Here is a 23,440-nt window from a genome sequence, read left to right as displayed (position 1 = left end):
CGGACGGGCGGACGGACAAACCAATGGCACCGCGCATGCAATGACGTAAACGACCCGGCCGGCGCAGCGACCGGCTGGCAGGCCAGGCTTTGCTCCGCCCCTAGAACAAACGGAACAAGGGGTGGCGTGGGGGGACACGAATGACTTCGCGCACCCTGAACGTCCCTGCCTCAGGCTCGGCGCCCAGTACCGGGCACGCAGGCGCCGATGCGGGCGTAGGCGGTTCGACGCCTGGGGCGCCCCTGGGCAGCCTCATCCGCCACCCAGCGGCATTCCAGCCCGCCAGCCGGCGTCGTGCGCCAGACCGCCTTGCGCGCACCTGTGCGGCAAGCCAGGGAGGCGTTGCGATTCAATGCGCCATGGCGCGGCGGTGCTGCCGCACTGACGGCATTGGCAAACAAGGCATGGACGGCAATCTGATGCCGGGACAGAAAAGCCACGTTCAGGAATTTCATTTCTTACCTCTGCGGATCGTCGGTATGACCTGGCCGCCGCGGGCAAGACGAAACCCCGGTTCAATCAGTGCGGCGCAGGCTCGCTAATGAGGAACTACAACTGTCTTCTGGCATTTTTTCCTGTACTCCTGGCCACGCCGGAATTGACGGGCCAACTGTGCAGAACCCCGGATAGAAATCCGGAGCGTGTCCGCTGCCTGTGTTTGCAGCAGGGTTCAGCGCCATGATCGGACTGGCCCCGCCAGATGCCGCCCAGAACGGGAATTGACGCGTCTGGAACAAGGCTGCGCGGGTAAGCGGAACAATCAGGATTATGCGCGTCCAGGCCGCTCCGGCCTAGTGCATCTTGGGATGGCCCGGCGATACTTTGGTATCGCCCATTGCCCCTCGCCCCTCGGGGCATCAGTACGGGCATCAGTGCGGGCAGCAGCAGTATGAGCTGACATTGCCGCCCTGCCCCGCTCGACGACGATCCCTCACGCAGCCGGGCAAGGCGCGCTGATCAGCGGCAAGGCCGCACGCAGGGCATACAGCACAGCGGCACGGCGCACAGCGGCGCGGTCGCCGTCAAACAATCGGGTCTGGGCCGCTACCACCACCCCATCCTCACAGAGTCTGGCAAAACCGAAACACACCATGCCGACCGGCTTGCCCGGCGTCGCGCCGCCCGGGCCGGCAATGCCGGTCGTGGAAATCGCAAACTGGGTTTCCCGCGTGACCGCCAGCACCCCAGTCGCCATCTGGCTGGCAACCTGCTCGCTGACCGCGCCATGCATTTCCAGCGAGACATCGGCCACCCCCAGCTGGCGGACTTTCTCGGCATTGCTGTAAGTCACGAAGCCGCCGTGGTACCAGTCGCTGGAACCTGCCAGCGCCGTCAGGGCACCAGCCAGCAGCCCGCCCGTGCAGGACTCGGCCGTCCCCAGACGCCAGCCCCTTTGCTTCAATGCAGCCGCCAATGCCTCCACGGCTTCCAGGACTTCCTTATCAGACTCCATCCGGCACTCTCCATTCAATTCCCGCGGCTGCTGGCAGGCTGCACGCGTCTGCCAGCCATGTGCCTGACAGGATTCAGCCGAACAAGCCGGCCCAGTTCAGCAACGCCATAACGATCAAGGTATAACCTGCTGCCAGCAAGTCGTCCAGCATGACGCCGAAGCCATTTTTGAAATGGGCATCGAGCTGACGAATCGGCGCTGGCTTGACGATATCGAAAAGGCGGAACAAAGCAAACGCGCACAGCTGGGCAAACCAGCCTGCCGGCGATAGCCATAGCACCAGCCAGAAGGCCACCATCTCGTCCCAGACCATGCCACCATGATCCGGTACGCCCAGCTCTTGCCCGACCCGCTGGCAAATCCAGCAACCGTAAATAAAACACAGGGCCAGAATAATGCCGATACCGGCATTCGATGCGCCCAGCGGCACCAGCAGCCACAACAGCCAGGCGGCCAGGGTTCCCCAGGTCCCCGGTGCCGGACGCAGCAAACCGCTGCCCAGGCCCATGGCAAGAAAACGCGCAGGTGAGCGCAGCACCCAACCCAGCCCAGGTGTTATCCGCGCCGCTTTCGCATGCTTGTCATTCATGACTATCCTTCGAAATGGTCAAAACCTGCACGCCGCATGGACAAGGGCGCGCCCTGGCCGTCCCGCAATGCTCCGCTGGGGCCTGACTCCAGCCTGCCGATGCGGCTGACAGACGCCCCGGCTGCGAGCGCTGCCTGCAAGACAGCATCGCGTTGAGCCGGCGCGGCAGTAAAGCACAATTGATAAACATCGCCGCCGCCCAGCAAGGCATCCAGCAGAATATCGTCTGCCAGGCCCGTCAGTCCGGGATGCACCGGCAAGGCGCGTATGTCCAGCTGGGCTGCGCAGCGGCTGGCGGCAAGAATATGCCCCAGGTCCTGCAGCAAGCCATCCGAAATGTCGATGGCAGCATGGGCAATGCCACGCAAGCCACGCCCCAATGCCAGTTGCGGTTCCGGACGCTCCAACGCACCACGTACCCCTGACAGACGCCATTGCTCTTGCGGCAAATTACCCTGCATCAGTTGCAGTGCAATGTCCGCGCCGCCCAGCGTGCCCGAGACCCAGATATCGTCCCCCACCTGCCCGGCATCGCGCCGCAGCGCCTGCCCGGCAGGCACTGCCCCGAACACCGTGACGCTGAGGCAGATATTCGACCCGCGCGTGGTATCGCCCCCCACCAGCGGGCAGCCATGTTCCCGGGACAAGGCCAGGAAACCGCTGGAAAACCCTTCCAGCCAGGCAGCATCGACAGCGGGCAGGCTCAAGCCCAGCACACAAGCGATAGGCTCCGCCCCCATCGCGGCCAGATCCGAGAGATTGACTGCCAGTGCCTTGTGCCCCAGCAAGACCGGATCAACGTCCGGGAAAAAATGGCGGCCCTCGACCAGCATATCGGTACTGACGGCACAGGATTGTCCTGCCGGTACCGAAAACAGCGCGCAATCATCACCGACGCCCAGCATGCCCACCGGGGCAGGATGAGTGAAATATTTCCGGATAAGGTCAAATTCCGCGGCCATCACGCCCCCAGGAAAGCAAACGGGCTCGTCACCTTACGGTACGAACCCGCCCACATACATAGAATCCGCCAGACAGCATCAGCGCAGGGGCAGAAAATGCAGCAAATGCCCGCCCTGCCCTGGCTACGCCTTAGCGGCGCGGCGCAGCGCGCAGCTCCTGCGGACGCACCACGGCCGCCAGCTTGTCGAGCACGCCGTTGACGAACTTGAAGCCATCCGTGCCGCCAAAGGACTTGGCCAATTCAACGGCTTCGTTGATGGCTACCTTGTAAGGCACTTCCGGATGACGCGTCAGCTCAAACGTCCCGATCAGCAAAATACCGTGCTCCACCGGCGACAGCTCGGCCAGCGGGCGGTCGATAAACGGCTGGAACTGCTCGCGCAGCTCTGCCGCATCGGTGAACACGCCATTGAGCAGCGTGCGGTACCAATCGAAATCCGCCTCGGCGAACTCCGGATCGGAGCGCAGGTGCGCATCAATCGAACCAGTGTCCTGGTCGCCCAGATTGCCGCGAACCAGCCAGGCGTAGATACCCTGCAATGCAAATTCACGCGCGCGACGGCGCGCACTACGTCCAGATGCCTGCTCAGCCACGGTCATCCTCGGATTCGTCAAAATCTTCTTCCTCGTCTTCGTCGCTTTCCTCGGGCTGCAAGGCCACCAGGAGGTTGACCATTTCCACGGCAGCGCGGGCGCAATCACGGCCCTTGTCGGCCGCACGGGCTTCCGCCTGTTCGTCGGTTTCGGTGGTCAGCACGCCATTGGCTACCGGCACACCGGTTTCCAGGGCAACGCGGGAAATTGCGGCAGCACTTTCGTTGCTGACGATTTCGAAGTGATAGGTCTCGCCGCGAATGACTGCGCCCAGCGCGATCAAGGCGTCGAATTCGCCGGTATCGGCCATCTGCACCAGCACCGGGCCGAGTTCCAGCGCGCCGGGCACACTGGTCACCATCACGTCGCGCAGATCCACACCCAGGCTTTCCAGCTCTTCCAGGCAGCTTTCGAGTTCTGCCTGGCCAATGGATTCGTTGAAGCGGGCGCGCACGATGCCGATGTGCAGGCCTTCGCCGTTCAGGTCGGGTTCAATGACGTAAGGATTCATGATTTCAGCCTTGTTCAGACTTGGAAGAGGAAGCGAGATCGCTATCGTAGCCCGTGATGTCCAGGCCAAAACCCGCCATCATACTAGGCATCTTGCGTGGACGCGCCAGCAGACGCATGCGCGAGACACCCAGGTCGCGCAAAATTCGTGCGCCGATACCATAGGTGCGCAGATCGAAACGGTCGCCCGTGGGCGCTGCCGGCGCGGCGTCGGCATCGGCCTGCCATGAGGCAGCGTGCGCGAAAAAGGAATCAGCCGAATCCGCGCAGTTCAACAACACCAATACGCCGGCCTTGGATTGGCGCAGGGCTTCCAGCGCGCTGGCGACGGTCCAGCTATGCCCGCCACCTTCACCGTCAAGGATGTCGAGCACGGAAGCGGGTTCATGCACACGAACCAATGTTTCAGCGGCAGCCTGGACATCGCCATGCACCAGCGCCAGATGCGGTGCGCCGGCTGCGGTATCACGATAGGCCACGGCACGGAAACGCCCCCAGGGCGTGCTGACTTCACGTTCGGCCACACGCTGCACAACGGACTCATGTTCGTTGCGGTATTGGATCAGGTCAGCGATCGTGCCGATCTTCAGGCCGTGCTCCTGTGCAAAAACCGCCAGGTCCGGCAAACGCGCCATGGTGCCGTCAGGTTTGAGAATTTCGCAGATGACAGCTGCCGGCGTCAGGCCGGCCATGGCGGTCAGGTCGCAACCGGCTTCCGTATGGCCGGCACGCACCAGCACCCCGCCGCGCACGGCGCGAACAGGGAAGATATGCCCGGGCTGCACCAGGTCTTCCGGACGGGCATCGCGCGCCACGGCAGCCTGGATGGTGCGGGCGCGGTCATACGCGGAAATGCCGGTTTCGACACCGACGGCGGCTTCGATGGACACCGTGAAATTAGTCCCGTAGCGCGTACCGTTGCGGCTGGCCATCATAGTCAGGCCCAGCTGTTCGCAACGTTCTTCGGTCAGCGTCAGGCAAACCAGCCCGCGGCCGTGCGTCACCATGAAATTGATGGCTTCGGGCGTCACGAAATCCGCGGCCATGACAAGATCGCCTTCATTTTCACGATCTTCTTCATCCACCAGGATGACAATGCGGCCGGCACGCAGCTCGGCGATGATTTCATTGACGGGCGCGATGGACACCCCGGCAATGGGCGTGTCTTCTGCCGGCACGCCGGCGGCTTGTGTGACTGACATTGATGACTCGCTGGAAATCTGCTTCAACCCCTCTATTCTACGCTGCCACAGGGAGGGAATGCCCGAATTCCCCCTGCCGGGCAGACAGTCCCGCCGGTTTTCCTGCCCCGGATTCCCGCGGCCGGAAGGGGAACCCCGCGCACGCGCACGATCATGACATTGCGATGACTCGTCATCAAAATTCAGGGTTCCTCGGGCTAAGATGAGCGGGTTTGCATACACAACGGTCGCCAACATGTCCGAACAGGAATTGAAACTGCATGTCCCCGCCAGCGCCCGCGCCGGCGTGGAACAGGAACTCGCGCGCGGCGCTACGGAAAACATCGCCCTGCATGCGCTGTATTTCGACACGCCCACCCGCGAACTGGCGCAGGCCCGCGTGGCCATCCGTCTGCGCCGGGAAGGCGACCATTGGGTGCAGACCCTCAAGACGCCCGGCGCGCATGCGCTGGCGCGCCTGGAACTCAACCATGACCGTCCCGGGCCGGTACTGGATCTTTCCGTCTATGCCGATACGCCAGTTGCCCCGGTGCTGGAAAATCTGGCGGGCGAACTGGGCGTGCGCTACGAAACGGACGTCATGCGCCAATTGCGCCGCGTGCGCACCCGCCAGGGTGTCGTGGAAATCGCCTACGACCGGGGCTGGCTGCGTGCCGGGGGCCTCGAACTGCCCATTTCCGAAGTCGAATTCGAATTGGTCTCCGGCCACTTGCAGGCGGTATTCCAGCTCGGCCGCCGATGGCAGCAAAAACACGGTCTGGTATTGGATCTGCGCAGCAAATCCGAGCGGGGCGATGCGCTGGCCACGACCGCCTTGCGCCTGGAAGCAGCCGGCCCGGCCGGCGCGCCCGAAACCAACCAGCTGCGCGCCACGGAAATCAGCCGGTTCTGGGCGCCGCGCCCGATCCAGCCGGTGGTGCTGACATCCCGGCAATCCCCAGCTCAGGCCCTGCGGGTCATCACGCAGGAATGCCTGGAACAAATCGCCCGCAATGCCGCCGTCCTGACGGAAATCGACACCGCCGGCGTTTATGCGGCCGGCCATCCCGGGCACGTGCACCAGTTACGTGTCGGCATGCGCCGCCTGCGTTCCGCCTGGCGCCTGTTCGATGGCTGGGCCAGCCTGCCCCCGCTACCGCTGCAACAAGCCGCGCGCACCATATTCGGCCAGTTCGGCGCCAACCGCGACGACGATGTGCTGCGCGATGAAATCCTGCCCGCTCTGATGGCAGCCGGCATGCCGGCCATTACCCTGCCTGAAAGCCATGCCGAACAATCCGCCGCTGACAGTGCGGGCAGCCGCGCCGTGCAAGGCTGGCTGCTCGATCTGTTGGCCTGGACCCTGGACCTGACGCCAGCAACCTCCAGCGCCAAGCCCGCTGCGGCCGACCCAGCAACGGCTCACGCCGCCACAGACAGCCACACGCCCTTGAATGGCCAGGACGTTGCCATTATTCCGCTGGACGCCAAAACCGAAACCGAAAATCTGCAGCGGCTGCTCATGCAGCGCCTGCGCAAATGGCACCGCAGCGTCGTGCGCGACGGCCGCCATTTCAGTACGCTGGATATCGACACCCGCCATGCCCTGCGCAAACGCGCCAAGCGGCTGCGCTACGGCCTGGCCTTCGCCGAATCCCTGTTGCCGCAGGGCCGCCTGCGCGCCTACCGCCGCAAGCTGGCTGCCGTACAGGACCAGTTGGGTGTCATCAACGATATTTATGTTGCCGATGCCCGCTTCATGCAATTGAGCGCGGAATACCCCCAAGCCTGGTTTGCGCGGGGCTGGTTCGCCGCCAGGCTGGGCCAGTTGGAGCAATCCGCCCAGGCCACCTTGCGTGACCTGGGCCGTGGCCCGGGTTTCTGGCGCGACTGATGCACCGGAGGCGAATCAGGGCGCTACCGGGCGGCGCGCCTCAGTCTCCCAGTAGCGCAGTGGCAAATTCGCGGGCAGAAAACGCCTGCAGATCCTCCAGCCCTTCACCCACACCAATCCAATAGACCGGCACTGCGCGCACGCCCTGGCTACCGGCCGCCACCGCCGCCAGCGTACCGCCCTTGGCCGTGCCATCCAGCTTGGTCACGACCAGACCGGTCAGGTTCAAGGCCGCATCGAAGGCCTTGATCTGCGCCAGCACATTCTGGCCACTGTTGCCATCCACGACCAGCAGCACCTCATGGGGCGCCGAGGCTTCCGCCTTGCCGATCACGCGGCGGATCTTGCGCAGTTCGTCCATCAGGTGCAATTGGGTCGGCAAGCGCCCCGCCGTGTCCACCATGACGACATTCACCCCTCGTGCACGGCCCGCGTTGACAGCGTCGAAAGAGACTGCTGCCGGGTCGCCGCCGTCCTGCGCAATGACGGTAACGTTGTTGCGCTCCCCCCAGGCGATCAATTGCTCGCGTGCCGCCGCCCGGAAGGTATCACCAGCCGCCAGCAGCACACTGGCGCCCTGGCGCTGGAAGTCATGCGCCAGCTTGCCAATGGACGTTGTCTTGCCCGCGCCATTGACGCCGGCAATCATCACCACCAGCGGACGCGCACCGCCTTTCAGCGGGAAGGGCTTTTCCAACACCTGCAGATGGCGGGTCAGAATGTCGCGCAAGGCGGCCTTGACCTGCGCCGCATCCGTCAATCGCTCCTTGCGGACATGGCTGCGCAGTTCGCCCAGCAGCTTATCCGTGGCTTCCATGCCGGCATCCGCCATGATGAGCGCGGTTTCCAGTTCTTCGAACAGGTTTTCATCGACCTTCACGCCGACAAACAGCCCGCCCAGGCTTTGACCGGTACGCGACAGGCCACGCTTCAAACGCTGCAGCCATGAGGTCTTGGCCGGTGCGGCCGTGTCTTCCACGGTGCCCGACTCCGGCGCGGATGCAGATATGGGGGCTGCGGGTACGGGGGCAGATTCGGCCACCGCAGCAGGCGATTGCGGCTTATTCTGGCGCGCCGGTGCCGGTGCCGGTGCTGGTGCCGCCGGTGCGGGACTGGGAGCAGGAGCGGACACAGGCGCCGGAACAGGCGCGAGCGCCACCACCGGCTCTGGCGTCGTGCCAACCGGCGACGCCGGGACGGGCGCAACGGGCGCGACAGGTGCAACGGGTGCAATGGATGCGACAGACGCCACTGGCGCCACCGGCGCCTCGGGCGCAGCCGCTTGCGGCTCGGCTGCCGTTTGCGCTGCGCTGGCCGCAGGCACGACAACTGCTGGCGCCGCTGCCGGAGCCGTCGCGGCCTGAAGCGCCGGCGCTGCGTCGCCCACGGAGGACGACCGGACAGCCGGCTCAGCCTCGGCGGCCACCGCAGGCGTCTCGGCCACCGGTGCTACCGTCGGCGCACTGGCAGGCGCATCTGCCTGGGGCACCTCTTGCCGGGGCACTGCGCCATCGCCGCCCGCAACCGGCGCATGACCCGCCTCGACAGGCACAGGCCGCGCCAGCGCATCGGGAGGATTGCGTCCCGCCGCGCCATCATCGGCGGCAGCGGCATCCTGCAAGCCGCTGGCATCATTGGCAGTCTCCGGCGCGGGTGCCGGCACATTCTTTTTTCGCTTGAAGAAACTGAACATAATCAACCGTCGTGAAATACGGAAAATTTCCGTATGGATGCCGGAAACAAGCGCCAGAAGTGCATTCCCCCTGGCCCCCACCGACATCGTCCGGCCCGGCCTCCCCGCGGGAACGGGTACCTGGCACGGCAATATCCTTGGAGCCAGCGGCTCCCCCAAAAAGCTGTCGAAGGCCGCTGGCCGCTAGGCCAGAGTTCTTCACAGGCGTTATTCTTGCATTTTCCGCGCACTTTGCCGTAGCTCAAGGCATCAAACCATCACCATGCAGAAACATCGCATCCGCATTGTAGGCGGTCAATTCAGACGCACACCGATTCCAGTGGTGGACGCGCCCGGCCTGCGCCCAACGCCGGATCGCGTCCGCGAAACGCTGTTCAATTGGCTCAATCACTTATGGGATGACAGCTGGCAGGACAAGCAGGTGCTGGATCTGTTCGCGGGAACTGGCGCCCTGGGCCTGGAAGCCGCTTCGCGCGGCGCCGGCCATGTCCTGATGGTGGAAAACCACCGGGCCGCCGCCGCAGCGCTGCGAGCCTTGCGCGACAAGCTCGGCGCCAGCAATCTGCGGATTCATCAGGGCGACGCCTGGCAGGTACTGGAACGGCTGGATGCAACGCGCTACGATCTGGTGCTGCTCGACCCACCCTTTGGACTGGGCCTGCTGGAACGCATCTGGCCTGCGCTGCCCGGCATTCTCAACCCAGGCGCCTATGTCTATGTCGAATCCGAAGCTGCCATCGAACTGCCACAAAATTCCACCGCGATTCGTTCCGGCAAGGCAGGCGCAGTGCATTACTATCTGCTACAGTTTGTTGCACCGCAATAGCGGCAAGAAATAGCCCACCGGGCACAGCCCCGCCGCGCCGCTCACCATGCGCGAGAACAGTGGAAATGGAGACTTGCATGATTACCGCCGTATATCCTGGTACTTTCGATCCCCTCACCCGTGGCCACGAAGACCTCGTGCGCCGCGCCGCCGCCATTTTTGACCGGGTGGTGGTGGGTATTGCCCACAGCCGTGGCAAAAACCCCTTCTTCACCATCGAAGAACGCCTGGCCATCGCCCAGGAAGTGCTGGGGCATTACGACAACGTCGAAATCCACAGCTTCGACGGCCTGCTCAAGGATTTCGTGCGTGACCAGAAAGGACGCGTCATCGTACGCGGCCTGCGCGCCGTTTCCGACTTCGAATACGAGTTTCAGATGGCCGGCATGAATCGCCACCTGATGCCCGAAGTGGAAACGCTGTTCATGACGCCCTCGGATCAATACCAGTTTATTTCAGGTACTTTCGTACGCGAAATCGCCCTGCTGGGCGGTGATGTCAGCCAGTTCGTCTTCCCGTCGGTGGAACGCTGGCTGCAGGAAAAGGCGCGCAAGCGCCGCGAGGCAGCCGCCGGCTGAACCCGCTGCAAGCCGGTAAAAAAACAGACCGCCACGGCAAGGCCATGGCGGCTTTTTTGCGTCGATACCCCTGCCGCCAGCGGGGCTGTCCGCTGCTTTCCCGGCCGGGGCGCTACAATGTTGTTTCCTGAAACCGCATTCCCCAACGCTGGCGGATACTGCCATGGCGCTGCATATCACTGAAGAATGCATCAACTGCGACGTCTGCGAACCGCAGTGTCCCAACGATGCCATTTACATGGGCGCGGAAATCTACGAGATCAATCCGGACGCCTGCACCGAATGTATCGGCCACTATGACGAGCCCCAGTGCCAGGTCATTTGTCCGGTCGAGTGCATCGAAATCCATCCCCAATGGCACGAAAGCCAGGAAACGCTGATGGAAAAATTCCATCGCCTGACTCGCACCAAAGCGGATTCCACCCCAGCCTGAGCACCGACCTCTGAGCACCGCAGACAGCCCCCAGGCCAGTCTGCCCCGCCAGCTTGGCGCCGGCTATCTATCGCCAGGCCATACCGATCCTGCCCACGCCCTGCGTTCCGCGCATACCCTGCCCCTGCCTACCGGCGCCGGCTGCTGCCAGCACCCGCAATAAAAAAGCCTGGACCGCCCCATGCCGGTCCAGGCTTTTTGCATGCGGCAGGCCGCTCACCGCGATAGCATCTACCGGCCGCGTATCATGCGCTGCAACTGGCCGCGAATGGCCGAGCCGACGATATTCTCGAACTGCACGGCATATTGCGGATTGGACCAGTTCCCTGTAATGCGCACCGGCACACGGATGCCTTCCAGTATCTGCAGCTGACGCGCATTGGAGTGCTTGCGCAGGCCCTGCATCCGCGCCTGCAGCGTCAGATTCAACTGCCCGCTGATCAGATTCACCGTTCCTTGCTGGCTTTGGGAAACCTTGACATAGGTGCTGTCGAAGTTCAGCCGGCGCAATGTGGCAATGCCTTTGGCCAGCGACGCCTGCACATCCAGCAGCGAGAAGCGCGTCATGCCGGAACGCCGGATCACAGGCGCCACGCCGCGCCGGAGCCCCTCGCTGAAATCGGCCAGCCATTGCTCTGCATCCAGGCCATCCAGCATGCCATCGACGACTTTCACACGGGCCGAGCCGCCCAGGCTGGCCAGCCATTCTTCGGTCTTGGCCCCTTGCGCCGACAGATCCAGCGCGACATCTGCCTTGCCGCTGATCATGGGTTGCACCCCAAGATCCTGCAGCAATGCGCCCAACACCACGCCATTCAGGTTCAGTTTGATTTTGGCCTGCTTGCCTTCTTCGGCCAGAGAGGCATTGCCGCTCAACTGGCCTTCATACAGGCCGGCCTGCACATCACGCAATTGCAGCTTGCCTGCACCTGCCTCCAGTTGCCCGCGAACATTCCGGGCTTTCAGGCCCTGCAGCACGAGATCACCGATGCGAATATCGCCCTTTACCGCCGTTTTGCTCAGCCAGCGCCAGGAAGACGCTTCGGGTGCAGCCGGTGCCGGCGCTGGCGCCGCGGCAGCTGCTTCGCCCGCATCGTCTGTGGCTTCCTGCGGCTCGGCTTCGGTTTCACCCTTACGCTCCGGCGCCGCCGTTGCCGCAACGGCCTGGGCACCCGGCAACAGCTTGTCGAGATCCAGCGTATCCGCCGCCAGAGAGAAAATCACCCCCTTGCCCGGCTGCGCGTCATACTCCACGCCCAGGTCGAACTTGCCGCCTTCCAGCACCGCATTGATGCTGGCCTTGCCCGTATTGTTCGCAAAATCGGCGGACATGCTGCCAATCACAGGAATGGATAGCGAGCCCTTGGGCAAATCCGGATCGGTAATGACGATATCGCCCTTGAGCCCGGTCAGCGCCACTTCTTCCTGCAGCGGGCGCAGTTCCACGGGCGAAGCCAGCTGCGTTTTCACCAGGCGCGCGCCCTGGCGCACCGCGGCATCCAGCTTCAGCTGGCTGAAATCCATATCGGCCGCCGTCCCCTCCAGCCCTTCCAGGCCAAAGGAGATATCCACCGCATCCTCGCCACTCAAGCGCCAGCGCCCCGTCAGCGGCTCGCCGCCGGCCTGTGTGGGCGATACATCAAGCGCGGGCGCGTCCACGGCCAACTCGAAAGGCTGCTGGGCCAGCGCGCCCTTGGAACGTACCGCCATGCGCTCCAGCTGCATGCGCCAGGAAGCCGGATAGGCTGCCAGCTTGGCAATCTGGATATTGGTATCCACGCCCGTCAGCGGCCGCGTCCCGGCCACATCCCCCTGGAAGATCAACTCCAGGCCGGCAAGATCCAGCGTACGCTGGGCTCCGTCAAACGCCAGGCTATTGCCTTTCAGGCTGAGATTGCTCGCCTGCAAGGGCCCCAGTTGGCCAGCCAGCCGGGTATCCAGCTTCTGGGCGGCATACTGCCGCTTCAAGGGATCCAGCTTGAACATGGCCTGGCCTGACAGATCTGCCGCCACGGCCGGTTCATCGCCGGCCATCTTGGCCGTCCAGGCAACATTGAACGGCTGGCCGAAGGTCACTCGTCCCGTATTGATATCAATACTGTACAAACGCACGGCAGCGCCGGAAGCGGCGTCGCTGAACAGGATTTCGCCATCCTTGAGCGCCAGGCCGGCAATGTCGATCTGCATGTCGCTGCCCTGCGCGGCGGCATCTGCCGAGTTCACTGCCTGCGCAGCCGCCTGTACCCCTGCCGCCACACCGCCGGCAAGCGCCTCGTCGGGAGTCAGCTTGCGGGCATTGCCGGCGCCGGCGTCATGCGGAGCGTCACCGAGCAAATCCTGGAAATTGAAATTGCCCTGGGCATCACGCGCCACCCTGGCCTTGAAGCCGTCGATCGCGACATGATCGACCACCAGACGATTGAACAGCAATGGCCAGACCGCCACCGCCAGGCGCGCGCTTTCCACCGATGCAAACACATCATCGGAGTCCGGTTCGGACAAGGACACTTCGCGCAACGTCAGACCGATACGCGGGAACAACGAAAAATCCAATGGCCCATTGACAGTCAGCGTGCGGTCGTAGCGTTCATGCACGGCCTCTGCCAGCCTGTCCTTATAGGCATTGGGATCGAAAGTCAGAAGGAAAATCGCAATGCCCACCACGGCAATCACAATCAGTGACGCCAGGGCGATGACAATGCGTTTGAACCATTGTTTCATTGCATTCCAGGGAAAGCTGGTCGAGCCATCCGGCCTGTGTTTCCCCTGCGGGATAACGACAATGGCCGTAAAGTTCCAATGCTAACGCAAGTCGCTGCAGGTGTGCGGCTCCTGCAGGGGCGGGAATGTTGCAACGATTTGTCCATCCCCCCTCCAGGCGCCCCGACGGCCTGCCTGACGGACCGCCGTTCAGGCCGGAGGCGTCCACCCCATCAAGGCCGCCAAGCTCGCCGGCAAGGCCTGGATCAGGTCTTCCGCGACCAGCCCCGGCCCGATGCGCTGCGCAGTCTGCCCATGCAGCCAGGCGGCAGCACATGCGGCCTCAAATACCGGCATGCCCTGCGCCATCAGTCCGCCTGCCAGCCCAGCCAGCACATCGCCCGTGCCACCGCTGGCCAGCCAGGGCGGCGCGCAACCGTTGATCACGGCACGGCCGTCCGGCGCAGCGATCACCGTATCCGGCCCTTTGAGCAAGACCACTGCACCGCTGCTGCGCGCGGCCGCCCGCGCACGCGCGAGTTTGTCTCCGCTGGCCTGGAACAAGCGCGCAAACTCCCCCTCGTGCGGGGTCAGCAGGCAAGGGCCCCGGATGGCATCGAACAATTGTTGCGGCGCTGCCTGAAAGACGGTCAATGCATCCGCGTCCAGCACGGTAGCGCGCCCCGTCCGCAAGGCAGCCAGCGCGGCATCGCGCGTCGCGTCGGTCACGCCTGCCCCAGGGCCGATAACGCAGGCATTGCGCCGCTCATCCGCCAGCAGCGCGGCAAAACAGCCTGCCGTTTCCAGTGCGGCCACCATGACGCTCTCCAGCGCAGCGGCATACACCGGCCAGACGGCGGACGGCGCCGCCAGCGTGACCAGCCCGGCACCGACACGCTGCGCCGCGCGCGCCGACAAACGGCTGGCACCGGTCATGCTCGCGCCACCGAGTACCAATAGATGTCCTCGCGAATACTTGTGGCCTTGTGCCTCAGGCCGGGGGAAAACCGGGCGCCAGACTGCCGGGTCATTGAGCCAGGCCTGCAATGCCATCTCTGCCAGCACCGTGGCGGGCATGCCAATACCGGCCAGATGCAACTCACCCCGCAAGGCCCGGCCCGGATACAGCCAGTGCCCCGGCTTGCCCCGCTCGAAACTGACGGTCAGTTCGGCCCGGACAGCCACGCCGCGCACCTCGCCCGTGGCGCCATCCACGCCGCTGGGCACATCCACCGCACAGACCGGCAGGCCGCTATTGGTCAACATCAACACCAGCCGGGCTGCCGCGCCGTCCAGCTCGCGCACCAGCCCGGCGCCGAACAAGGCATCCAGCACCAGGTCGGTTTCCGACAAATCTACCTGTTCGGCTGCCACAACCGGGCCAGCCCACAAGGACGCTGCCCAGGCCGCATCGCCGCGCAACTGGGCACGATCGCCCAACAAGGCCACTCGCACCGGCCAGCCCTGGGCAGCCAGGATACTCGCGGCAACGAAACCATCGCCACCGTTGTTGCCCGGGCCACACAACACCAGCAAACGGCCGCGCGGCCAACGCCCGGCGATGGCTTGCGCCACCGCCATGCCTGCGGCATGCATCAGTACCGTGCCCGGCACCCCGGCGGCGATCGCAGCCCGATCTGCCGCATTCATTTCCGATGGCGTCAACAACTCATAGCCCGATCCCGACCGACTCATCCCGGAGCCCTCCTGTGCTTGCCTCAGTCTTCAGGGTTCATTCGCCGCGCTGAATGACCGGAATGCGAACCCTGGCGTCATACTGACCCGGCTCTTCCAGATCCGAAACAAAACCCACCGTCAGGATCTCGCCATCTGCCGCATCCAGCCACTGCGCCACCCCCACATCGGCACGGACATGGCCATTACCGGCAATCAAGACGGCCGGCTGGCCATCGGCGTACCTGAGGCTCTGGGCCATCACCGCATCACGCGCCATTTGCGCGCGCGAGAACGGCGCCACCTGTTCCGCAGAGGCATGGCCCCCGTGCAGGCTGGAGAAAATTTCATTGTGCAACGGCAGCAAGCGCTGCGGCACCGCGCTATCCAATTTGAGCGTATGCAGTTCCTCGGGCGTGAATGCCGCCGACACCCCTTGCCGCAATACCTTGCCAGCCTCGGCGCGGGACAGATTCGCCGGAACCAGCGGCAGGTCGTAGCGCAACGCCAGCGCCACGACCGGACGATAAAACTCCCACTGCCAGCCAGACTTGGCGGGCGCGCCGCGCCGGATCACGCAGTCGGCATCCTGGCCGCATTCCGCCCTGGCACGCACCAGGTCTTCCGCCTGTTCCTGATCGAACTGTTCCATGGCAATGACGGGACGCCAGCCTTGCGCCACTGCCTGCGCCAGCGCTTCATAACGCAGGCGATGCCCCTCCGCATTGTCATGCTGTTCACCCAGCAGGACATAGCGGTAGCGCGGCATGACCTGCGCCAGCGTGGCAGGATCGGTCCACCCCGAGGACGGCAAGGCGGCCGCAGCGGCAGGGATCGGGGTCACGGCAGCCTCTGCGGTCACTGGTGCCTGGGCGGAAGGATTGGTGGCAGAGCATGCGGCCAGCGCCAAACTGGCCATACCAAGGAACGTCAGTCGTAGTGTCATGCGGGTCATGGAGGTAAATGCCTGGAAGTCAGAAGAAAATTCCCCTGTAGCATACCCTTATCTTTCCCCTGAACTCCAACTCCAGGCCCGCCACGACAACTACCGCAGGTTCAAGCCAAGGCCTGTGCCAGCAATTCTTCCGCAAAAGCAAAGGCCGTCGAAGCGCCGGTACCGCCAGTCACGATACCCAGCACCACGCCAGGCGCTGGCGATGCCTGGAAAACGACATCCTCTGCCGATGCATACGTACCGGTCCAGCGCTCCACCACCTGCAAGCCGGGCAAAGGCAGCACGCGCTGCAATTCCTGCAGAATCAAAGCGTCGATAGCCTCATGCGCGAATGGTGCCTCGGCTCCGTCGTACACATGGCTGTCACCCACCACCAGCGAGCCGTCGGCGGATTGCACGGCAATCAGGTGCACCCCCTGACGCAAATGCTCGGCCTGTTCCTGCTGCAAACGGGCGAGCAGCGCCTGCGCCTGCGGCAAGGCGGAATACCCTTCATAACGCACCAGGCTCAAATCCGACATCACTGGCGCCGGCAAGTGCAAGGCTTGCGCCGGCCTGACACGCAGCATCTGCAAAGTACACAGGCGCGCCTGCGCACGGGCGATTTCCGCCGGATACAGGCTATTCAGATCATGGCCGGGGCATACGATGCAGCGCTCGGCCCGCAGCCGCCCGCGGCTGGTGTCGATAGCCGGCAGCGCAATGTCCTGTACGGCGGTACTCCAGTGGAACACCACGCCCATTTCCTGCTGTAGCCAGCGCGCCAGCCTGGGAATGGCTTCACGCGACTCCACCCGGCACTCATGCGGGCTATACAGCGCCCCCACGCCCTGCCCCAAGAACGGGTAACGTTGCGCCGTCTGGGAGGCCGTCAACAACTCACAGGCCTGGCCCATTTCCGTCAGGGCAAAGGCTTCCAGCACATCCATGGCCTCCGGACGCTGCGCCAACACGCACAACCCCTGCTGCAGCACCGGAATTCCGGCTCGCGGCGCGACCTCGCCCCAGACCTCACGCGCGCGCAAGGCGCGACGCCAATGCGCCCCCGCACGTTGGCCGGTCACGGTCACAAAGCCGAAATTACGCACCGATGCACCGACGCTATGCGCCTGGCGCTCTACGACAGCCACGCTCAGCCCCTGGCAACGCGCCGCATAGGCGGTCGCCAGCCCCACGATCCCGGCACCCACGACGACCAGGTCATAATCCAAACCCTGCAAGCTATCGCTCATGCCCGGCCTCGCTGAGCGTACTGCGCCATCACGACGTCCGCCGACCGGCCGGTACGCCGCTGTTCAAACCTTCCCAAGAGCCACTCCTCAAGTGCTGATGCGTTCAGGCGGCACTCTAGGGAATTGTTGTGTCAGTTTTCTGACTGGTCATGAAAATGGCGCTTGGCCACCGCCCTGGTGGCGGGCTCCCGTCGCAGCCAGCCGCCGCCATCGAGAGCCCTGCCCCACCATCAGGCCAACCCACAGGCCTAGCGCTCGGCCACGCTCCGCGCATCCAGCTGCAAACGCATGAACAGCAGATCCAGCCAGCGTCCAAACTTGAAGCCGGCCTCGCGCACCACCCCGGATTCCTCGAAACCCAGTTGCCGATGCAGCGCAATCGACGCCTCGTTGGACGCGTCAATCGCCGCCACCATGACATGACGGCCCTGCGCACGCGCTGCGTCGATCAAGGCGGCCAGCATGCGCCGTCCCAGACCCATGCCACGGCTATCGCTACGCACATAGACGGAATGCTCCACCGTGTAGCGATAGCCATCAAAACTGCGCCAGGGTCCGAAACTGCCGTAGGCCAGTACCGCACCTGCCGCATCGGTCAACACCAGTACCGGGAAACCGTCCTGCACCCGCGCAGCCAGCCAGGCCGCACGGTTGCCGGCGTCCACCACGGTATCGTTCCAGATGGCGGTCGAGTGACGCACGGCGTCGTTGTATATCTCTGCAATCCCTGCGGCATCATCAGCCTGGGCGGCGCGCAGCGTAAGGCCGGCTTCTGTCATCGCCTTTCCTCACAGCCCAAGCACTTTGGCGACGTAATCGGCATCCTTGTCGCCACGGCCCGACAGGTTCACCAGGATATGCTGGTCAGGCCGCAATTGCGGCGCCTGCCGGATAGCCCAGGCTACGGCATGGGCGCTTTCCAGCGCAGGAATAATGCCTTCGACCCGGGAGAGCCTCATGAACGCATCCAGCGTTTCCTTGTCGCTGGCCGTTTCATAATGCACGCGGCCCTGCTCCTTCAGATAACTGTGCTGCGGCCCTACGCCCGGATAATCCAGGCCGGACGCAATGGAATGCACGGCAGCCGGGTTGCCTGCCTCGTCTTCCAGCACATAGCAGGCCATGCCGTGCAGTTGGCCGGGCTTACCCATGCTCAAGGTTGCGGAATGGCGGCCCGGTTTGTCCAGACCTTCTCCCGAGGGCTCCACGCCCACCAGGGCCACATCCGTGTCATTCAGGAAAGCAGTGAACATGCCGATGGCATTGGATCCCCCCCCCACGCAGGCCGCCACGTAATCCGGCAGGCGGCCATGGCGCGCCTGGAACTGCTCACGCGCCTCGCGGCCAATGATGGACTGAAAATCTCGCACCATCTTGGGGAAGGGGTGGGGGCCGACCACGGAACCGATGGCATAGAAAAACGCCTGCGGATCCTTGAGGTACTCCTCGAATGCGCTATCCACGGCTTCTTTCAGGGTCGCGGCACCACGCGTTACCGGTACCAGCTTGCAACCCAGAATTCGCATCTTGATGACGTTCGGATGCTCTTTTTCGATATCCACCTGCCCCATATGGATTTCGCAGGGAATACCGACCAGCGCACATGCCGTCGCCAGCGCCACGCCATGCTGGCCCGCGCCCGTTTCGGCAATGACTTTTTTCTTGCCCATGAAGCGCGCCAGCAGGGCTTCGCCCAGGCAGTGATTGATCTTGTGCGCTCCCGTGTGGTTGAGATCCTCCCGCTTGAGGTGGATCTGCGCGCCCCCCAGCTGGCCGGACAGCCGCCGCGCATGGAAGATCGGGCTGGGACGGCCGACATAATCCGCGAACAGATCTGCCAGTTCCTGCTGAAAATCCTCGCGCTGGCGAATGGTTTCATAGGCCTGGTCAATCTCATCCATGACCTGTTTCAAGGCCGGCGGCACGATCTGGCCGCCGAAGGAACCGAAAAAGCCCTGGGCATCGGGCATGGGGGCAAACGAGGAGTGCGAAGAGCTCATGACGGGTGGCGCGGAAAAAGAGAAAGGTGGAAAGAAGGTCGTAAGAAAGAATGCCTCATGCCGTGAATCCCGACCGCAGCCCATCGCGGGACGGCAGGATTCACCGAATGCCGGCGCAGGCCGCAGCCAAGCGCTGGCACAGTGTTGCGGAGATTATATGTTTTGCTTTCCTCCGTCGTGCAAGCCGGCCGCCCGGACCGCCCCGGCCGCCCGACTTCTCAAGCGCTCAATAAACTAATGCCATAAATATCGTTGGCCGCTGCCCGGACGGGCTCTTTAATGAAATGCTGCGGCAGTCCTTCCGGCACGACACTTTCCCTGTCCGCCTGCCGTCTGCCCAGCAGACGGCATCACGCCAGCATGCCCTTGCCAGCTCCGTCGCTTCCACGCCATCCGCGACACCAGCGGCATTGCGGCGCAGGCCCGGATGCTGCCCTGTCAGACCTCTTTTCAACACCCGTCACAGGACATCTCTGCATGAGCGCCATTTTCGAGGTTCCGCCAGATATTTTCTGGTTCCTCCCCACATCGGGCGATACCCGCTACCTGGGCAAGTCGGATTTCGGCCGCGCGCCCAGCAACGAATATCTGCGCAGCATTGCCACCACCAGTGAAAACCTGGGCTACGACGGCCTGCTGATTCCTACCGGCAGCTCCTGCCTGGATCCCTGGGTCGTTGCGGCCAGCCTGGTTCCCGTTACCCAACGCATCAAGCTGCTGGTGGCCTTGCGCACCTCCTTGGGCGCCCCGGTTTCCAGCGCACGCCAGGCCGCAACGCTGGATCAGGCCTTGCATGGCCGCTTGCTGCTCAATGTCGTTCCCGGCGGGGACGCCACGGAACTGGCCGCCGATGGCGTTTTCCTGGATCACGATACCCGCTACGACTATGCCGCCGAATACCTGACGATCTGGCGTCGCCTGCTCGCCGGGGAAACCGTTGATTTCGATGGCAAGTATTTCAAGGTCAAGCAAGGCCGCAATTTCTTCCCGCCGGCGCAGCGCCCCTACCCGCCGCTGTACTTCGGCGGCTCATCGGATGCCGCCCACGAGCTGGCCGCCAGCCAGGTGGATGCCTATCTCACCTGGGGCGAACCACCCGCAGCGGTCGCAGAAAAATTCGCTGATGTCCGGCAGCGCGCGGCGCGCCACGGACGCAAGCTGAAACTGGGCGTACGCCTGCATGTGATCGTGCGGGAAACCAACGAAGAAGCCTGGGCCGAAGCCGATCGCCTCATCAGCAAGCTGACCGACGATGATATCGCGCAGGCACAAAAGAACTACGCCCGGATGGATTCCGTCGGCCAGGCGCGCATGGCCGCCTTGCACGGCGGCCGCCGGGATCGCCTGGAAGTCGCGCCCAATCTCTGGGCAGGCGTAGGACTGGTACGCGGCGGCGCGGGGACGGCCCTGGTGGGCGATGCCGCCACCGTTGCCGAACGGCTCAAAGAATATGCCGACCTGGGTGCCGATACCTTCGTGCTATCGGGCTACCCGCACCTGGAAGAATCCATCCGCTTCGCTGAGCTAGTCTTTCCCCTGCTGGGCAAACGCCCTGTCACGCTGCGCGACCAGGCCCAGACCGGCGGCGCCTTCGATGCGCGCGCCATCCACTCCCCCTCTGCCAAGGAATCCGCGTCATGAGCCGGAACATCATCGACATGCGCTGCCGCCCGGCATTTCTGCATGATTTTTTCGGCGCCACGCCCGGCTCGCCCGAGCATGCAACCGCACGTTGGCTGAACCGGCGTGTCGGTACACGCGGCAGCGACACCCACTTCGAGAAATCGCTGACGCAGCAAGGCTTTCTGCAGGAAATCCGTGACGCCGGCCTGAGCAAGGCCGTCGTCGTGGGCCGCCACACTCCCGCGCAGCATCTGCCCAACGATACGATCCACCAGATTGTCCATGGGCACGATGAACTGCTGGGCATCGCTGGCGTCGATCCGGTCCTGCAGGGCGAACGTGCCGCACTGGAGGAAATCGAGCGCGCCATCGGCACGCTGGGCCTTTCCGGCATCGACCTGGAGCCCGGATTCGGCGACCCGGCACGCCACCCGGATGACCCGGTTTACTGGCCGGTCTATGAACTCGCGCGGCATCTGGGCGTGCCTGTCTTTCTGATGAGCGGCCCGACCACCCCGAACCCGCGCTTTAACGACCCGGCCGGGCTGGCGCGTGTCGCGCAGGCTTTCCCCGACCTGCCGCTGGTGGTCTATCACGGCTATTGGCCCAATGTGCAGCAGGCGATTGGCCTGGCCTTCCGCCATGAAAACGTCCATCTGGTACCGGATATGTATCTGTTCCAGCCGGGCAGCGAGGCTTATGTCCAGGCCGCCAACAGTTTCCTGGCAGACCAGTTGTTGTTCGGCTCCTCCTATACCTTCCGGCCCATCCGCCAGAGCATCGAAGACTTCCTGCAGCTGGGCTTCCGGGACGACAGGCTGGAATCACTGCTTTACGGTAATGCGGCCCGCCTGTTCCAGCTTGACACGCCCTGACCGGTCACATCCGTCACCTCTGCCCGGCCGTCCGGCTCATCCCTAGCGAGCGGCCAGACATTCAAGCGCAAGGATTGGAGTTTCAAATCCTTGAAAATTTTCTAGACTGGCGGCAGTTCGACTGCTTTGGAACCTGCCGCCATGAACTTCCTGCCCATCCTCTCCTCTGAATCGTCCAGCCCTGGTGCGTTACGCCTCCCAGGTAAGCTGGCTGCGCTGGCGCTCGGCTCGCGAAGCGATTTCTGAAGGAAGAACATGACGAATCTGCGTCTTTTTGACGACCCGCCCCAGAAGGCATGCGAAGTCATCGGGCCATGCGCCTTTGTGCTGCGCGGTTTTGCACTGCCCGACGTCGATACGCTATTGCCTGCGATCGCGGCTATCGAAACCCGCTCGCCCTTTCGCCACATGCTCACGCCGGGCGGCTTCACCATGTCGGTGGCACTGACCAACTGCGGTACCTGGGGCTGGACAACGGACAGGCACGGATACCGCTACAGCCGGCAAGATCCGGCCAGCGGGCAACCCTGGCCCGCCATGCCTGAAGCGTTTTCACGCCTGGCGCGCGCAGCCGCCAATGCCGTCGGTTTCGATGCGTTTGCACCGGACGCCTGCCTCATCAATCGTTATCTGCCCGGCTCCCGGCTATCGCTGCATCAGGACAGGAACGAACGCGACTTCAATGCCCCCATCGTTTCCGTCTCGCTGGGCATGACCGCCATCTTCCTCTTCGGCGGGCACGCCCGCACCGACAAAACAAGCAAAGTGGCGCTGTATCACGGCGATGTCGTCGTCTGGGGCGGGGAAGATCGGCTTCGTTATCATGGCATCATGCCCTTGAAAGACGAGCCGCATCCGCTGCTGGGCAGCCAGCGCATCAACTTCACCTTCCGCAAAGCGGGCTGAAGCCCGCCGCCTGGCCGCAGGTTCCTACAAGGCATTGACAGCGATGACTTCCGCTCTGCCCACTCGCACCATCACGGCGGATCTTGCCCCACAGACTTATGCGCGCGCCGCTGAATTCCTGTCCGGGCTCGACACGGATTGGGCGCGCCACATTCTTTTGACCGGCCCATGCCGGCATGCAGCCAAACCCGCAAGGGAACCCTATGAAGCACTGGTGCGCGCCATCGCCTACCAGCAACTGCATGCCAAGGCGGGCGATGCCATTCTCGCCCGGCTGCTGGCCCTGTACCCTGACACCGCCTTTCCTTCGGCGGGCCAGCTGCTGGCGACCGACCCCGAGCAACAACGCCGCTGCGGATTTTCGGCAGCCAAGCTCGCCACCATCCGGGGCATCGCCCAGGCCAGGCTGGACGGCGTGGTGCCCACCCGTGCCGAGGCACTCACACTCAGCGATGAAACGCTGATTCAACGGCTGGTATCGCTCAAGGGCGTCGGACGCTGGACGGTCGAGATGTTCCTGATATATTCCCTGGAGCGTTCCGATATCCTGCCTGCCGATGACTACGGAGTACGGGAAGGCTATCGGCGTCTCAAGGGTTTGGAAAAAGCGCCCACGCCCCGCCAGATGCGCGAGCTGAGCCTGGCCTGGCGTCCCTACCGTACCGTGGCGGCCTGGTACCTGTGGCGTATTCCGACACGCGGCTGAGGCACTGAATTTCAACCGCAAGAAACAGATTTCCTGCCGTGGCGCCGAGGCTTAA

Annotated in this window: 22 protein-coding genes; 8 read left to right on the top strand and 14 right to left on the bottom strand. The window is 63.9% G+C overall.

Annotated elements, in window-relative coordinates; genetic code table 11:
• Positions 1–170 precede the first annotated feature (170 nt).
• From ACNA1V_RS08205 to ribBA, 7 genes are all read right to left on the bottom strand, one after another.
• A complete protein-coding gene (locus tag ACNA1V_RS08205) occupies positions 171–455 on the bottom strand; it encodes a hypothetical protein (protein WP_415833110.1) in 285 nt (94 codons plus the stop codon).
• A 476-nt stretch (positions 456–931) separates the two neighbouring features.
• Entirely contained in the window at positions 932–1,453 is a 522-nt protein-coding gene (locus tag ACNA1V_RS08200; protein ID WP_415833109.1) for a CinA family protein, read from the bottom strand.
• Between the two features lie 73 nt (positions 1,454–1,526).
• Positions 1,527–2,042, bottom strand: coding sequence for a phosphatidylglycerophosphatase A family protein (locus ACNA1V_RS08195; RefSeq protein WP_415833108.1), 516 nt, complete (start codon positions 2,040–2,042; stop codon positions 1,527–1,529).
• Positions 2,043–2,044: 2 nt separating this feature from the next.
• Positions 2,045–3,004: a thiamine-phosphate kinase gene (gene thiL / locus ACNA1V_RS08190; protein ID WP_415833107.1), complete on the bottom strand. Its 960-nt coding sequence runs from the start codon at positions 3,002–3,004 to the stop codon at positions 2,045–2,047.
• A 130-nt stretch (positions 3,005–3,134) separates the two neighbouring features.
• Positions 3,135–3,605 (bottom strand): transcription antitermination factor NusB, encoded by a 471-nt coding sequence (nusB, locus tag ACNA1V_RS08185; protein ID WP_415833106.1) that lies wholly within the window; start codon positions 3,603–3,605, stop codon positions 3,135–3,137.
• Complete coding sequence (ribH, locus tag ACNA1V_RS08180) at positions 3,592–4,110, bottom strand: 6,7-dimethyl-8-ribityllumazine synthase (protein WP_415833105.1); 519 nt, start codon at positions 4,108–4,110, stop codon at positions 3,592–3,594. Before ribH ends, nusB begins: the two co-directional genes overlap by 14 nt.
• Positions 4,111–4,114: 4 nt before the next feature.
• The gene (gene ribBA, locus ACNA1V_RS08175) at positions 4,115–5,311 is read right to left on the bottom strand and encodes a bifunctional 3,4-dihydroxy-2-butanone-4-phosphate synthase/GTP cyclohydrolase II (RefSeq protein WP_415833104.1); all 1,197 of its coding nucleotides are present in this window, start codon (positions 5,309–5,311) and stop codon (positions 4,115–4,117) included.
• 235 nt (positions 5,312–5,546) lie between these two features.
• Between ribBA and ACNA1V_RS08170 the strand changes: the two genes are divergently transcribed.
• Positions 5,547–7,184, top strand: coding sequence for a CYTH and CHAD domain-containing protein (locus ACNA1V_RS08170; protein WP_415833103.1), 1,638 nt, complete (start codon positions 5,547–5,549; stop codon positions 7,182–7,184).
• Positions 7,185–7,224: 40 nt separating this feature from the next.
• Here ACNA1V_RS08170 and ftsY read toward each other — a convergent pair whose 3' ends face one another.
• Positions 7,225–8,346 (bottom strand): signal recognition particle-docking protein FtsY, encoded by a 1,122-nt coding sequence (gene ftsY / locus ACNA1V_RS08165; RefSeq protein ID WP_415833166.1) that lies wholly within the window; start codon positions 8,344–8,346, stop codon positions 7,225–7,227.
• Between the two features lie 793 nt (positions 8,347–9,139).
• Here ftsY and rsmD point away from each other — a divergent pair.
• The 3 genes from rsmD (at position 9,140) to ACNA1V_RS08150 (ending at position 10,714) form a co-directional block, all read left to right on the top strand.
• Positions 9,140–9,703, top strand: coding sequence for a 16S rRNA (guanine(966)-N(2))-methyltransferase RsmD (gene rsmD / locus ACNA1V_RS08160; RefSeq protein WP_415833102.1), 564 nt, complete (start codon positions 9,140–9,142; stop codon positions 9,701–9,703).
• Between the two features lie 77 nt (positions 9,704–9,780).
• Complete coding sequence (coaD, locus tag ACNA1V_RS08155) at positions 9,781–10,281, top strand: pantetheine-phosphate adenylyltransferase (RefSeq protein ID WP_415833101.1); 501 nt, start codon at positions 9,781–9,783, stop codon at positions 10,279–10,281.
• Between the two features lie 163 nt (positions 10,282–10,444).
• Positions 10,445–10,714, top strand: coding sequence for a YfhL family 4Fe-4S dicluster ferredoxin (locus tag ACNA1V_RS08150; RefSeq protein WP_415833100.1), 270 nt, complete (start codon positions 10,445–10,447; stop codon positions 10,712–10,714).
• Positions 10,715–10,945: 231 nt separating this feature from the next.
• Here the strand turns inward: ACNA1V_RS08150 and ACNA1V_RS08145 are convergent, their stop codons facing one another.
• The 6 genes from ACNA1V_RS08145 to trpB form a co-directional block, all read right to left on the bottom strand.
• Positions 10,946–13,435, bottom strand: a complete 2,490-nt coding sequence (locus ACNA1V_RS08145) for an AsmA family protein (RefSeq protein WP_415833099.1) — start codon at positions 13,433–13,435, stop codon at positions 10,946–10,948.
• Positions 13,436–13,624: 189 nt separating this feature from the next.
• Complete coding sequence (locus ACNA1V_RS08140) at positions 13,625–15,109, bottom strand: NAD(P)H-hydrate dehydratase (protein ID WP_415833098.1); 1,485 nt, start codon at positions 15,107–15,109, stop codon at positions 13,625–13,627.
• Positions 15,110–15,146: 37 nt separating this feature from the next.
• Positions 15,147–16,043 (bottom strand): ChaN family lipoprotein, encoded by an 897-nt coding sequence (locus ACNA1V_RS08135; RefSeq protein ID WP_415833097.1) that lies wholly within the window; start codon positions 16,041–16,043, stop codon positions 15,147–15,149.
• Positions 16,044–16,144: 101 nt separating this feature from the next.
• Complete coding sequence (locus ACNA1V_RS08130; RefSeq protein WP_415833096.1) at positions 16,145–17,275, bottom strand: TIGR03364 family FAD-dependent oxidoreductase; 1,131 nt, start codon at positions 17,273–17,275, stop codon at positions 16,145–16,147.
• 248 nt (positions 17,276–17,523) lie between these two features.
• Positions 17,524–18,054: a GNAT family N-acetyltransferase gene (locus ACNA1V_RS08125; RefSeq protein WP_415833095.1), complete on the bottom strand. Its 531-nt coding sequence runs from the start codon at positions 18,052–18,054 to the stop codon at positions 17,524–17,526.
• 9 nt (positions 18,055–18,063) lie between these two features.
• Entirely contained in the window at positions 18,064–19,275 is a 1,212-nt protein-coding gene (gene trpB, locus ACNA1V_RS08120) for a tryptophan synthase subunit beta (RefSeq protein WP_415833094.1), read from the bottom strand.
• Positions 19,276–19,752: 477 nt separating this feature from the next.
• On the opposite strand from trpB, the gene ssuD reads away from it, so the two are divergent.
• From ssuD to ACNA1V_RS08100, 4 genes are all read left to right on the top strand, one after another.
• Complete coding sequence (ssuD, locus tag ACNA1V_RS08115; RefSeq protein ID WP_415833093.1) at positions 19,753–20,916, top strand: FMNH2-dependent alkanesulfonate monooxygenase; 1,164 nt, start codon at positions 19,753–19,755, stop codon at positions 20,914–20,916.
• Positions 20,913–21,773 carry an amidohydrolase family protein gene (locus ACNA1V_RS08110; RefSeq protein WP_415833092.1) on the top strand — a complete coding sequence of 287 codons (861 nt, stop codon included), beginning with the start codon at positions 20,913–20,915 and terminating at the stop codon, positions 21,771–21,773. Before ssuD ends, ACNA1V_RS08110 begins: the two co-directional genes overlap by 4 nt.
• A gap of 255 nt (positions 21,774–22,028) precedes the next feature.
• A complete protein-coding gene (gene alkB, locus ACNA1V_RS08105; RefSeq protein ID WP_415833091.1) occupies positions 22,029–22,679 on the top strand; it encodes a DNA oxidative demethylase AlkB in 651 nt (216 codons plus the stop codon).
• A 43-nt stretch (positions 22,680–22,722) separates the two neighbouring features.
• Positions 22,723–23,385, top strand: a complete 663-nt coding sequence (locus tag ACNA1V_RS08100) for a DNA-3-methyladenine glycosylase family protein (RefSeq protein ID WP_415833090.1) — start codon at positions 22,723–22,725, stop codon at positions 23,383–23,385.
• The last annotated feature ends 55 nt before the right edge of the window (positions 23,386–23,440 follow it).

This window comes from Kerstersia similis (assembly GCF_965139615.1).
In the GTDB taxonomy this organism is placed as follows: Bacteria; Pseudomonadota; Gammaproteobacteria; order Burkholderiales; family Burkholderiaceae_B; genus Kerstersia; species Kerstersia similis.
Note: the sequence above shows the minus strand (reverse complement) of the source record. Positions and strands in the feature narration are given on the sequence as shown.